The 12,853-nt window shown below is 55.1% G+C and carries 13 protein-coding genes, 1 rRNA gene and 1 pseudogene; 2 read left to right on the forward strand and 13 right to left on the reverse strand.

The window, feature by feature from the left end; genetic code table 11:
• Window positions 1-242, forward strand: a pseudogene (locus ACTRXA_RS00005) (twin-arginine translocase TatA/TatE family subunit); the annotation flags it as partial.
• Window positions 243-341: 99 nt separating this feature from the next.
• On the opposite strand, the gene ACTRXA_RS00010 reads toward ACTRXA_RS00005, so the two are convergent.
• The 10 genes from ACTRXA_RS00010 to ACTRXA_RS00055 all read right to left on the reverse strand — a co-directional run bounded on the left by ACTRXA_RS00010 (window position 342) and on the right by ACTRXA_RS00055 (window position 9,119).
• A complete protein-coding gene (locus tag ACTRXA_RS00010) occupies window positions 342-653 on the reverse strand; it encodes a hypothetical protein (protein WP_442425160.1) in 312 nt (103 codons plus the stop codon).
• Window positions 654-773: 120 nt separating this feature from the next.
• The gene (locus tag ACTRXA_RS00015) at window positions 774-2,207 is read right to left on the reverse strand and encodes an NADH-quinone oxidoreductase subunit N (RefSeq protein WP_442425161.1); all 1,434 of its coding nucleotides are present in this window, start codon (window positions 2,205-2,207) and stop codon (window positions 774-776) included.
• 17 nt (window positions 2,208-2,224) lie between these two features.
• A complete protein-coding gene (locus ACTRXA_RS00020; RefSeq protein WP_442425162.1) occupies window positions 2,225-3,790 on the reverse strand; it encodes an NADH-quinone oxidoreductase subunit M in 1,566 nt (521 codons plus the stop codon).
• A gap of 10 nt (window positions 3,791-3,800) precedes the next feature.
• On the reverse strand, window positions 3,801-5,771 hold the full coding sequence (nuoL, locus tag ACTRXA_RS00025) for an NADH-quinone oxidoreductase subunit L (protein WP_442425163.1): 1,971 nt from the start codon (window positions 5,769-5,771) through the stop codon (window positions 3,801-3,803).
• 10 nt (window positions 5,772-5,781) lie between these two features.
• Complete coding sequence (nuoK, locus tag ACTRXA_RS00030) at window positions 5,782-6,084, reverse strand: NADH-quinone oxidoreductase subunit NuoK (RefSeq protein ID WP_005009499.1); 303 nt, start codon at window positions 6,082-6,084, stop codon at window positions 5,782-5,784.
• 7 nt (window positions 6,085-6,091) lie between these two features.
• On the reverse strand, window positions 6,092-6,595 hold the full coding sequence (locus ACTRXA_RS00035) for an NADH-quinone oxidoreductase subunit J family protein (RefSeq protein WP_442425164.1): 504 nt from the start codon (window positions 6,593-6,595) through the stop codon (window positions 6,092-6,094).
• A complete protein-coding gene (locus ACTRXA_RS00040) occupies window positions 6,583-7,152 on the reverse strand; it encodes a NuoI/complex I 23 kDa subunit family protein (protein ID WP_442425165.1) in 570 nt (189 codons plus the stop codon). The genes ACTRXA_RS00035 and ACTRXA_RS00040 overlap by 13 nt, the downstream gene beginning before the upstream one ends.
• A gap of 9 nt (window positions 7,153-7,161) precedes the next feature.
• Window positions 7,162-8,247 carry an NADH-quinone oxidoreductase subunit NuoH gene (gene nuoH / locus ACTRXA_RS00045; RefSeq protein ID WP_442425166.1) on the reverse strand — a complete coding sequence of 362 codons (1,086 nt, stop codon included), beginning with the start codon at window positions 8,245-8,247 and terminating at the stop codon, window positions 7,162-7,164.
• 6 nt (window positions 8,248-8,253) lie between these two features.
• Window positions 8,254-8,736 carry an NADH-quinone oxidoreductase subunit C gene (locus ACTRXA_RS00050; protein WP_442425167.1) on the reverse strand — a complete coding sequence of 161 codons (483 nt, stop codon included), beginning with the start codon at window positions 8,734-8,736 and terminating at the stop codon, window positions 8,254-8,256.
• A gap of 26 nt (window positions 8,737-8,762) precedes the next feature.
• On the reverse strand, window positions 8,763-9,119 hold the full coding sequence (locus ACTRXA_RS00055) for an NADH-quinone oxidoreductase subunit A (RefSeq protein WP_442425168.1): 357 nt from the start codon (window positions 9,117-9,119) through the stop codon (window positions 8,763-8,765).
• Between the two features lie 436 nt (window positions 9,120-9,555).
• Between ACTRXA_RS00055 and ACTRXA_RS00060 the strand changes: the two genes are divergently transcribed.
• Complete coding sequence (locus tag ACTRXA_RS00060) at window positions 9,556-10,752, forward strand: lipid A deacylase LpxR family protein (RefSeq protein ID WP_442425169.1); 1,197 nt, start codon at window positions 9,556-9,558, stop codon at window positions 10,750-10,752.
• A 42-nt stretch (window positions 10,753-10,794) separates the two neighbouring features.
• Here ACTRXA_RS00060 and ACTRXA_RS00065 read toward each other — a convergent pair whose 3' ends face one another.
• The 3 genes from ACTRXA_RS00065 to rrf all read right to left on the reverse strand — a co-directional run bounded on the left by ACTRXA_RS00065 (window position 10,795) and on the right by rrf (window position 12,832).
• Window positions 10,795-11,973, reverse strand: coding sequence for an NnrS family protein (locus ACTRXA_RS00065; RefSeq protein ID WP_442425170.1), 1,179 nt, complete (start codon window positions 11,971-11,973; stop codon window positions 10,795-10,797).
• Between the two features lie 32 nt (window positions 11,974-12,005).
• Window positions 12,006-12,572 carry a hypothetical protein gene (locus ACTRXA_RS00070; protein WP_442425171.1) on the reverse strand — a complete coding sequence of 189 codons (567 nt, stop codon included), beginning with the start codon at window positions 12,570-12,572 and terminating at the stop codon, window positions 12,006-12,008.
• 143 nt (window positions 12,573-12,715) lie between these two features.
• Window positions 12,716-12,832 (reverse strand): 5S ribosomal RNA (rrf, locus tag ACTRXA_RS00075).
• Window positions 12,833-12,853 lie beyond the last annotated feature (21 nt).

Consider the following 12,853-nt stretch of genomic DNA (forward strand, 5'->3'; position numbering starts at 1 on the left):
AATTGGAATCCGGCGAACAGGCCCAGCAGGAAGGTGGGGCGCAACAACCCGCGGGTGAGCTTGAGCAGGAAAATCTGAGCGATGAAGAAAAAGAACGTCTGGCGCGGGAAAAGGCACAGGCTGAAGGGGAAGCCAAAGACAAGGCCATGAAGGAGAAGGCGGAAGCCTTCACCGCTTCCCTGCCGCGTAAAGGCAGTTACGATTACACAAAGGATCAGGAAGAAACAGAAAAGAAAGCCTGAACAAGCGGCAACACTTTTTTGCGAATCCGCCTCATCCCAATTCTAGCGGGTGAGGAACCCGATTGATTATTTCCCGTGGAAAACAAAGGAGCCTTGGTCTCAATAAGACCAGGGCTCTTTTAAATTGTCCTCCGTCCAAACAGACCAGCCGTCGATGTCCTTGTAAATTCCTTTGGTGTACAGGTTGAAGGGATCGAAAAACCGGATTCCTTTGTCGCGGTCCAACTCGAAATTGACCTGCTGGCTTTGCAGTGGGTTGCCCTTGCATTCGAGGAACTTGTTCCCGTCCACTTTGGAGATGGTAAAAATCTCTTCCATGATTTCCGGATCGAATTCGCCGGAATCGACCACCGTCCGGACTTTTTCCATCACTGTCTCAACTTCTTCCGGAGACAAATGGTGCATTTTCATCGCAAATTCCTTTCATTCAAAGCTTGGACTCAGCGGTACCAACGGGACCCCAATTATATAATAATTTCCGCCTCATGACGAGGGTGTGCGGGGTTTGCAGAATGAGGGTAGGGGCCTGCGTCAGGGCTTGGCGAGGGAAATGATCGGGTCCGGAAAGATACCGAGTTCCAGGGTTCCCAGAACGCCGATGCCGATGACCAGCATGGTGATGGGCGTCAATGACAACCTGAATTCCTGAACCGGCTCCTTCATGTACATGTAAACGATCACTTTCAGGTAATAGTAGAAGGAGATGGCGCTGTTGAGAACGGCCAGAACCACCAGGATGACGAAGCCCTCCTTCAAAGCTGCCTGGAAGATGTAGAACTTGGCAACGAATCCGGCCAAAGGCGGAAGCCCGCCCAGAGACAACAGGAATATGGACATCGACATGGCGAGCACAGGATGCTTGAAGCCCAGCCCGGAGTAGCCCTGGATGTCGAGGTTCTCGTCCCCGTCGCGACCCAGCAGGATCACCACGCCGAATGCGCCGAAAATCATGAACGCGTAGGCCAGCATGTAGAACAGCAGGCTTGCGCCGCCTAATGAGTTTTTGGCGATGATGGCGATCAGAATGTAACCGACATGGGACACGCTGGAGAAAGCGAGCAGTCGCTTGATGTTGGTCTGCATGATGGCGCCCAGATTGCCGACAAACATCGTGATGACGGCAACGATCGACAGGATCATGTTCCATGAAGGGGCGAGTTCCGGAATGCCTTCCGCGAACACGCGGAAGAAAGCGGCAAAGGCGGCGGCCTTGGGGCCGACCGCCATGAACGCGGTGATCGGAGTCGGCGCTCCTTCGTACACGTCCGGCGCCCACATGTGGAACGGAACGGATGCGACCTTGAAGCCAAATCCGATGACAAGGAGCACGACCCCCATCAGCATCATAGGCTGAGAGAATACCTCGCCACTGTTTAGAAGCTGTGCGATCTGCACCAGCTTGGTACTGCCGGTGGTTCCGTAGAGCAGGGCCATTCCATAAAGAAGGAATCCAGTCGCAAACGCGCCCAGCAGGAAGTATTTAAGCGCCGCCTCATTGGAATGGGGATCGTATCGGCGGATTCCGGCCAGCACGTACAGGCAGATGGAGACGATTTCAATGCCGAGGAAAATCATGATGAGGTCCGTCGAGGACGCCAGCACGATCATGCCAACGGTGCAAAACAGAATGAGGGCGTAATACTCGCCCATCTTGATGCCTTCGCGCTTGTTGTATTCGATCGAAAGCAGGATGGCGAGCGCGGAACTCAGACAGAAAATGCAGGTGAAGAATACAGAAAGATTGTCCACAACGTATGCGCCGCCGAAGGAGTAAACCGGCAGGTCCCGTTTGGCGAAGGCGCTGATGGCGGCCATGAGCAGGCCGGTGAGGCTTATGAAAACGAGTCCGGATTTGTTCTTGCCTGCGAACAGATCGAACACAAGAACCATCATGGAAAACACACTCAGCACCAGCACGGGCGCGAGGCTGGTCAGGTCTATTTCAGGGGTCGGTATCATTTCCACGTGGTTGCGTCCTCAGTTCAATTCAGTTTTCCGTTTTGCTCGAATTTCAACTGCATCAGGTGCCGGTCCAGTTTGGCGGCGTGCTGGCCCTGAGCATGGGGCATGTATTGTTTCGGGTCCACCTGGTGGACCAGTTTTTCGATCGAGGCGTCAAATGTTTTGGTGAACGGGGTGGGGTAGAACCCGATCCAGAACACCAGCACGATTAGCGGCGCCATGTAACCCCATTCGCGCGGGGTCATGTCTGTCAGTTTTTCGTTTTCCGGGTTCTCGATTTTCAGGAACATCACTCGCTGGAACATCCACAGCATGTAGCAGGCGGCAAAGATGACGCCCGTGGTGGCGAGGCCGGCATAGAAGCCGTTCACCTGGAATATGCCAAGCAATACCAGAAACTCGCCGACGAACCCGTTGGTTCCCGGCAGGCCGATGGATGAAAGTGTGACGATCATGAAACACACCGTGAACATGGGGATCACCTTGGCCAGTCCTCCGAAATCCTTGATCAGCCGTGTGTGCCGCCTGTCATAAATCATGCCCACCATCAAAAAGAGGGCGCTGGTACTGATCCCGTGGTTGAGATTCTGGAGCAGAGCACCCTGCAGCCCATAGTGGTTGAAGGCAAAAATGCCCAGCATGACGAAACCGAGATGGCTGACACTGGAATAGGCGACCAGCTTTTTGAGGTCTTCCTGCACCATCGCAACCAGCGCACCGTAAATGATACCGATGATGGAGAGGCCTGCGATGAACGGAAGGAACTCGTTGCTGGCAACCGGAAACAGCGGCAGGTTGAACCGCAGGAACCCATACGTTCCCATTTTCAGGAGTACGCCCGCAAGGATGACACTGCCCGCCGTCGGCGCCTCCACGTGTGCGTCCGGAAGCCAGGTGTGAAACGGGAACATGGGAACCTTGATGGCAAATGCCAGGAAGAACGCGAGGAACAGCCATTTCTGCTGGTCCAGCGTCAGGTTCAGGTGTTCGGTTATCAGCAGGATGTCGGTGGTGAACACGCCGACCGTTTCGTGAAAATGGAAGTACATCCAGATGATGGCGACCAGCATGAGCAGGGAGCCGACTGCGGTGTAAATGAAGAACTTCACCGCCGCGTAAATGCGCCGCGGTCCACCCCAGACACCGATGATGATGTACATGGGGATCAGCTGGAATTCCCAGAAGACATAGAACAGGAAGAAGTCCAGGGCGATGAACACGCCCAGCATACCGGTCGAAAGAGCCAGCATGGCCATCATGTATTCTTTGGTGTATTTCTTCACCTCCCAGGACGCGAGAATGGAGATGAAAGTCAAAAACGTGGTCATGATATACAGCAACAGGGAGATCCCGTCGATGCCGACGTGATAGCTGATTCCCCATTGCGGGATCCACGGCACGATGTACTCGAACTGCATATCCGCCGTATTCATATTGAAGTCGAAATACAGCGGCAGGGAAAGTATGAAATCCACACCCGCAACGATGAGTGCGAACCATTTGACGCCGGCGGTGTTCTCGCGCGGCATCAACGCCATTACGAAACAGGCGAGCAGCGGTAAAAATGTTACGAATGTCAGGTACATCGCTTCGCTTCTAAATAAGGATCAACAGTAAAATGAATCCGACCACCATGAACATGGCGTAGTTGCGGACGAATCCGGACTGGAACTCGCGTGCCTGCTTGCTGAACCAGCCAATGGTCTGAGCCACACCATTGACCGCACCGTCCACTCCCTTGGCGTCGCCCTCCTTCCATAGCAGGTAGGAGCCCTTGACCGTGGGCTGAACGAAGATGGCGTCATACGCCTCGTCCACCAGGTATTTGTTCTTCACCAGGTCATAACCCCACTGACCCTTGGTGTATTCGTCCGGCAACTCCGGGCGCTTGATGTAAAACAGGTAGGCAAGGAAAATGCCCGCAAGCGCGACACCCATGGAGAAAATCATCAGGAAAATCTCGAGCCACACGTTGTGTTCGCTGTGGGTTTTCTGGTGCAGGATCTCTGCGTAGGTCACATGGTGACCGTGCTCGGCTTGCATGATCTCCGAGTTGTGCAGGGCAGTCGCAAAATCGAACGACAACACCGGTTCCAGGAAATTGTGCAGGATGTGCCAGCCATGAATGAGCGGCAGGCCCAGCAGGCCGCCTCCCAGCGCCAGTCCCGCCAGAACGATCAGCGGCAGGGTCATGACTTTCGGCGACTCATGCGGGTGCACGTGCGGGTCCACACGGGACGGGCCGTGAAACGTCAGGAACACCAGCCGGAACATGTAAAAGGCGGTGATGAACGCACCGGCCACACCCATGCCCCAGTAAATGACATTCCCGTCCATCAGCGCGTGGTACAGGATTTCGTCCTTACTGAAAAAACCGGAGAACGGGAAAATACCTGCAATCGCAATGGTTGATACGAGAAAGGTGACGTAAGTGATCGGGAAATGGTCTTTCAACCCGCCCATCTTGCGGATGTCCTGCTCGTGATGCATGCCGTGGATGACACTTCCGGAACCAAGGAACAGGCAGGCCTTGAAGAACGCGTGCGTCACGAGGTGAAAGATCGCTGCCGTGTAGGCGCCAACGCCACAGGCCAGGAACATGTAACCGATCTGGCTCACGGTGGAATAGGCGAGGACGCGCTTGATATCGTATTGGGTGCAACCGATGGTCGCGGCAAAGAGCGCGGTGCCGCCGCCTACGAGCGCGATGACCATCATTGTGATCGGCGCCATGTTGAACAGCGCGTTGCAGCGGACCACCATGTACACACCGGCGGTGACCATCGTCGCCGCGTGGATGAGTGCGCTGACCGGGGTCGGGCCCTCCATTGCGTCCGGCAACCAGGTGTAAAGCGGAATCTGCGCCGATTTTCCGGTCGCACCGATAAACAGGAACATCGTGATCAGGGTTGCCGCCTCGCTGTTGTAAACCAGGGTCGAGGGCACCGCGTTGAACACGCTGGTGAAATCGATGGTGCCGAATTCGTGAAAGATGTAGAAAACGCCAAGAAGGAATGCGAAGTCGCCGACGCGGTTGACCACGAAGGCTTTCACACTGGCGTCACAGGCCGATTTCTTTTCGAAATAGTAACCGATGAGGAAGTAGGAACAGACACCCACACCTTCCCAGCCGATGAACATCATCAGGAAGTTGTTGCCCATGACGAGAATCAGCATGGAGAACAAAAAGAGGTTCAGGTAGGAGAAGTAGCGGTAGTAGCTGTACTCCTCGTACATGTAACCGATGGAGAAGATGTGGATGATGGTACCGACGCCGGTGACCACCAGCATCATGACCATGGACAGGGGGTCGATCTGGAAACCGAACTCGACGGTGAAATCACCCGCCGCCATCCACGTCCACAGGATCTGCTCAGGGTACGCCTGGCCCTCCGGATGGAAGAACAACGCCACCCACAGGATCACCGTGACGAAGAAGGACATTGCGGGGAAGCCGCAGGCAATCCAGCTGACTTTGTCTTTTCCCAGTTTGAGGCCGAAAATTCCGTTGATGATCGAACCGATCAACGGGAAAAGGGGAATCAGCCAGGCGAGTTTGAAAAGCACGATACGATCCTTACCACTTCATCAGGTTGAATTCATCCAGGTTGACAGTCGGCTTGTTGCGGAACAGGGCAATGACGATGGCCAGTCCCACGGACACTTCCGCCGCTGCGACGCACATCACCATGAAACTGAAAATCTGACCGTCGTGGTGGTTCAGATACCGGTCAAAGGCAATCAGGGAAATGTTCACCGCATTGAGCATGATTTCAATGCACATGAACACGACGATGGCATTGCGCCGGATCAGCACGCCAAGCACCCCGATGGTAAACAGGGTGGCGCTCAGTATCAGGTAATGCGAAAGAGGTACCATAATTCAATCAATCCAGTTTGGATTTGGCCAGCACCACGGCGCCGACCATCGCCGCGAGAAGCAGGATGGACGCCACTTCGAACGGCAGAACGTAATCGGTAAACAGTTTGGTCCCGACCTCTTCCGTGGTGCCGAAGGTGTCCGGAACCATCGCGGGGTTGTTGAATTCCGTCCCCAGCGTGAGGTCGATGAATTTGTACAGGACACCCAGCACCAAAAGGCCGGTGAGGATGGACAGGAACAGGTTGCGTTCCCGGGTTTTCCAGGTCAGGTCCTGTTTCAGGTTCAACAGCATGATGACGAACATGAACAGAACCATGATGGCGCCGGCATAGATGATGACCTGCAGAATGGCGAGAAAATGCGCCTGCAGGAGAACAAAGATGCCCGCCAGACCCAGCATCATGCCGATGAGGGACACCGCCGACCCGATGGGACTGTTGTTGAACACCACTCCCAGTGCCAGGAGGAGACACAATCCACCCAGTGGATAGAAAATCAGTAATTCCATTTTCCGTACATTTTCCGGCAGAAGTCGATGCGGTCCTTCAATTCGGAAACCGGCATCAACAACTGTTGCATGTTGTATTTCATTTTTTTGCGGTCAAGCATCGAAATGTCGCAGTCGTTGCTCATGAAAATCGCTTCTTCCGGGCACGCTTCTTCGCAGAACCCGCAGAAGATGCAGACCGCGTAGTCGATGGTGAACTCGACCGGGAAACGCTCGACCTCGTTCTGCTTGCCGCTGTTGGCGCCGGGATCGATGTCGATGCAGTAAGCAGGACAGGCGATCTCGCACAGGCCGCAGGCCACGCAGTTGGGGCGGCCTTCTTCATTCAGGGCCAGCACCGGCCGTCCGCGGTAAGCGATCGGGTACTCCCGCGTTTCCTCGGGGTAGTAAATCGTGAAAATCTCCCGCTCTTTTTTCTTTCCCAGGAAAAAGGGAATGAACCCAAACAGGTTCTTGAAGAAATGACGTGAGGTGATGATCATGCCCCGGATGATTTCGGGGATATATAGACGTTCCCACCACGTCATCTTGACATTGCGTTCGACGTAGTAAGCCATAACTTCTCCTTATTGAAGAGCCAGGATAACGATGCCCGTGACGACGACGTTGGCCAGCGACAGGGGCAGCAGGATTTTCCATCCCAGCTTCATGATCTGGTCATAACGGAAACGCGGCAGCGTCCACCGGATGACCATTTGGACAAACAGGAAGAAAATGACCTTGGCGAAAAACACGCCGACATGGATGAACATGACGACGAGGTTCGATCCTGTTTCTCCGAGAAAGTCGAAGATTTCCAGCAGGGTGGCGGTACCGATAAAAGGAATGTGCCACGCGCCGAAAAAGAGGATGGTCACGATCGCGGCGATGGTAACCATCTCGATGAACTCGGCCATGAAAAACATGCCGAATTTAAGTCCACTGTATTCGGTGAAGTACCCCGCCACCAGTTCGGATTCCGCTTCGGGATTGTCGAACGGAATGCGCTTGTTCTCGGCGATCGACGCCGCAAAAAACATGAAGAACCCGACCGGCTGGAGAAAGATGCCCCAGTGCAGGAAGTTTTCCTGGGCGTTGCCGATTTCCGTCAACTTCATGGTGCCATATACCATGAGCACGCCGATGATGGTGAGGCCCATCGTGACCTCGTAAGATACCATCTGTGAGGCGGTGCGCATGGAACCGAGCAGCGAGTAGTTGTTGTTGGAACTCCATCCGGCGACAACGTAGCCGTAAGTGGCAATCGACGCAATGGCGAACACGAACAGGAGTCCGACATCCAGATCGGAGATGACCAGTTTGACTTCCTTGCCGAACAGCGTGTACTCGCCACCAAAGGGAACCACCGCGAATGTCAGAATAGCGGGGATCAGTGCGATGATGGGGCTGAGTGTATGGAGGAATTTGTTGGCGCCCTGGGGGATGAAGTCTTCCTTCGTGAACATCTTCAGCCCGTCGGCCATGATGTGAAACAGGCCCAGCGCGGTGAAGCCCATGATGTCCGCCCGGTTCGCGCCGATACGGTCCTGCATGATGGCGCTCTGCTTGCGTTCCACCCACGTCAGGATTGGGGCAAAAAAACCGACCGTGACCCCGAGCACAAAAAAGATTTTGGCAAGGGTGATGGCCAGATCAACAAATAAATCTTCCATTTCTCCTCAGTTCAGCGGACCGATCAACGGTTGTCGTTTATTGATGGGGTAGTCCTTGCGGAGCGGATGGCCTTTGAACCCTTCATAGAGCAGAATCCGCTTGAGGTTCGGGTGTCCCTTGAACTTGATACCATACATGTCCCACACTTCGCGTTCGTACCAGTTCGCAGACTGGTACAGCGGCACCACGGAATCAATGATGCATTCCTCCTCGTCCACCGGCGCTTTCACGCGAAAGCGGTGGTTGTGCTTGAGGGAAAAGAAGTGGTACACGACCTCGAAACGAACCTTCTTTTTGTCCAGGTAATCGACCGCGGTCAGGTCCATCAGAAAATTCATGTCCAAGGCAGGCTCGTCCCTCAGGAACCGGGCCACTTCGTAGACGCAGTCCTTGTCCACCACAACCGTCTGGTCGCCACGGAAATCGTGCGAGTCTTTCACCTTGTCGCCGAATTTGGCTTTGATTTTATCTATGATTTCAGTGCTCATAACAGGTATCGGTCATGCGGTGCGCATCACTCCCAGTCCAGGCCTCCCCGAATCCAGACGTACATCAGCCCGATCCCCAATATAATAAGGAACAGGATCATTTCCACCAGCCCGAACAGGCCCAGCTTCTTATAAAGGATCGCCCAGGGAAACAGGAAGACGGCCTCAATGTCAAACAGGATGAACAGCACCGCGACGAGGTAAAACTTGACGGAAAACCTCTGATAAGGCGAGACAATCTGGCTTTCCCCGCACTCAAACGGCTCCATCTTGTCTGCGAACTCGCGCTTGGGCCCGAGGAGGGAAGTGGCCACCACCATGCCCACGGCAATGGCTGTGGCAAAAAACAAAAGGATAGCTGCGCCTGTGTAGCTGTCAAGCATAGATCACTACCTTGTAAGTCCGACTTTTATAAGGGTTTCGGGAAATGCGACCCTGCAGAGCCAAGGTCCCTGGGTCCTTAAAAAAAGGGGATTTTAACCTGTAATTTCTTAAAAAACCACAGGTTTCTCAACAATTTTAAAAGAGTCGGATGGAACCCGCCATTTGGAAAAATGGTGACGGTGGATACTACCGGAGCACCCACGGGTTGTCAATGAAAAAGCGGGGTTTCCGGGCGGGAGAAAAGTCTGCAATCTGCGCAATTTAGCCCCTCCTCGCAAAAAGGGAAGTGTTTAGAACAGGTTGAAGGGAAAAATCGAAAACGTTCATTTGACCCCATTCCGATTTTGCGTCCCCTGTTTATCATTTTGCCGATACAATGGCTCCGCCAGCCTGTTGAGGCTTGAATTTAAGTACAATCTTGGGGAGGGTTCGGCCATGAAACGGAAAAGGGGAGAAGAGCCATTAAATGGAAAAAAGGGGATGGCGGGACGCCTGTTCGCCGCAGGGTTTCTGCTTGCAACCTGCCTGGGGGGAGTCACTCCGGCCCCGGCCGCGGCCCAGCCGGGGATGGATTGCCCGGAATACTTCTTCAACGCCACCGACGGCAATGACTTTTTCTTCGGCAGGACCGACCGGCACTTCACCCAGGGCCTGCGGCTGTCGCTGATGGAACGCCGATTCAACAAGAAAAGACCCGATTACGACGCCCATGTGAAGGACCACTGCACCTCCGAGCGCCTGCCTGTCCGCCTAAGCAGAGAGGGGGCGGGATTGATAACCGGGCTGGCGCACAAAATCGGGGAGGTGACGCTGGAGAAGGGTCTGGGTTTTGAGTTTGAAACGGCGAGCGTCATCCTCGGCCAAAACATCTACACGCCGGAGGATCTGTCCAAAACCGGCCTCATTGGCCGCGACCGGCCCTATGCCGGGTGGCTCTATATCGGGTTCGGATTCTTTGATGAAAAGGAGAAACGCGATTTCCTGTTCTTCAAGGACGCGTCCGTGCTGGACTCGGTGGAAATCGACCTGGGGGTGATCGGCCCTGCCTCGGGCGGCGAGCGGATTCAGCGTGAATGGCATGAGCTGATAGACGATGAGGACCCGAAAGGCTGGGACAACCAGCTCCACAACGAGTTCGCCCTTTTGATTTCCTACGACCGCAAGTACCGTCTCCCTCTATGGAAAGAAGACGGCATGATGCCGGCGGGCGACTGGATTCCCGGCGGCGGCGTGGCGCTTGGCAATGTGTTCACCTATGTGGCGGCAGGTGGCATCGTGCGCGTCGGTTACAACCTGCCGGCGGATTACGGTCCGCCCCGCATCCGCCCCGGCACGCAGGGTTCGGATTTTTTTGAAACAGGGGCCGGGCGTGACCGCAAACGGCTGATGGCGTACCTGTACATGGGTGTGGAAGGACGAGCAATCGCGCAGAACATCTTTCTCGACGGCAATACGTTCCGCACCAGCCACGCCGTGAACAAACGGTACCTGGTGGGCGACTGGCAGTTTGGCGGCGCGCTGGCCTACGACTGCATCCGACTGGCATACACCCAGGTGTTCCGCTCGCAGGAATTCAAGGGCCAGTTCGAACCCGACGTCTTCGGCTCGGTGACGCTGTCGGTTCGGTTTTAGGACAAAGCCGGGATCAGTTTTTTGCGAGTCTCTTCCTCCGAGTCAAGCGCCCTGCCTTTCGAGCTCGGGTTTCCATAGAATCGGGGTATAAGCCAGAATATAAAACGCAAAACAGAATGCCCAAAGCGTGGCGGAACCCATGATCCAGTTAACGGTGTTGTCCGGATCCATTATCGGACCTAATACCCGCATGAGGGCCGAACCCTGCAACAGGATGAAGCTCAATATCGTCAGCCTGGTTGCACGCACGGTTCGCCCGGTATGGGCCAGCGGCACGCGGGACATCATGCCCAGCGTCATGGAACCGATCGCGCCGGCCGTGAAAGCGTGTAGGGAGGTTGGGAAGGGAACAGAGCCCAGTGCGGAAAACCCGGTTAAGATCAATCCTGCAATCACCCAACCGTATCCAATATGGAGGATCAAGGCCATCGGGTCTCGCAGGATTCGATGGGTATGATATCGCCGCATGCGCAGTGCATGAATGATTGCGGAAAAAAAAGAAGCGCCCGCCAGAAACGTCCCCTCCTCATCTGCGAAAACAAAAGCGAGAATGACCAGGGCCAGCGACAAGAGCGCCAGTATGTCCAGCTTTTCCTGCGGCACCTGTCGGGCTTTTTCCCCGCGCTGATGCAACGCCGCCACGGTGAAGGAGGGAATCACGCGCCCGCCAATCAGGGATATCATGGCGACTATGATCATCACAGCAACGTAAAGAGGGGGGCTATCTTTCGTGACCAGGAATGTCGTGTCGCATGCCAGCAGGATGCTGAGCAAAACGAGAAACACGAAGTTGCGTTTGTTCCAGCTCTTGAGAAGCGGAAGGGACAGGGTGAGGGCCAGCGCCAGGATAAAAGAACCTTCAACCAGGATGATGACCGTCTCCGGCAGGCCCAGATCAAATTGCATGACCACCCGACCGGCCAGCCAGAGGGCGGCCAGACCCGCCAGATGCATGGGCCCTGCCGGGTTCCGGCCCGTCCAGTTGGCGACGGCGGTCAGCAGAAACCCTGAAACGATGGCGATGGTGTACCCAAAGACCATTTCGTGCGCATGCCACTGCACGGGGTCCAGCATGAATGTCGGCGGTGGACGATGCCCGGCAAAAAAACCGCCCCAGATGAGCAAGTTGGTCACGCTGTACAGCGCGCCCAAAAGGAAAAAAGGGCGAAACCCGTTCTGCAGAAACGGGTGAGCCAGGGGGCCTTTGGATGAATCCTGCATGACGGTCCTTTTTTAAATGAATTGATTGTATCTCAGAGTGGCGGCCATCCAAAGCGGTCGGCGATGGCGCGGCGGTAAGGAGTGTCGATTTGCAGCGGCGCTTTGCGGATGTATTCTTCCGCGTTTTCGTGTTCCCCACGCTCGATGAGTCCTTCCAGATAAGCACACACTTGGTCCACCGTGGGACGTTTTCCTGGACTCATTTTGAACCCGCAGGGCAGCTCCGTCCACACCAACCCCTCCAGTTGTTTTTCTTCCATCCACGTTTTTAAGATTCCCAGCAGGGCCGGGGGCAGGGCGGACTCTGTCCGTCCGTCGGCGGTCATGACACCGATGTGCTCGATGCCGCAGCCTTCACGGTCGGCGAGTTGCCGCCGCGCTTCGTCAATATGGGCATGATTGTACGGCGTCCAGTATGTGGTGCTGGTGGGGTGGCCGGGGACGATGACCAGGGTGATGCGCCGGCGGTCGGATTCGCGGGCGAACTCGACGGGCAGGGCGGGTCCATCGCCAAACCAGCGGTCGGGGTGCTTGAGGTGCGGCGCGAGGTTTCGCGGACTCCAGATGAGCGAGCCGTATCCGATGCAGGCGAGGGTCATGGCCGAAGTTTAATGGGAGAGGAAAGAAAAGAGAATAAGAAATGGAGAAGCCGGTGGGTGCAGAGGCACACAGTCTCGTTAAACCTGAAACGGAAATAAAAAAGCCGCTTTGGAATGAATCCAAAGCGGCTTTTAAATGAATAACCCGGCGTTGACCTACTCTCCCACACGGTCCCCCATGCAGTACCATCGGCGCTGAAGGGCTTAACTTCCGTGTTCGGAATGGGAACGGGTGTATCTCCTTCGCTATCAAGACCGGGAAAACAGTCTCAAAAGAATTT

It is taken from the genome of Nitrospina sp. P1_D6 (assembly GCF_052156615.1).
Taxonomy (GTDB): Bacteria; Nitrospinota; Nitrospinia; order Nitrospinales; family Nitrospinaceae; genus Nitrospina.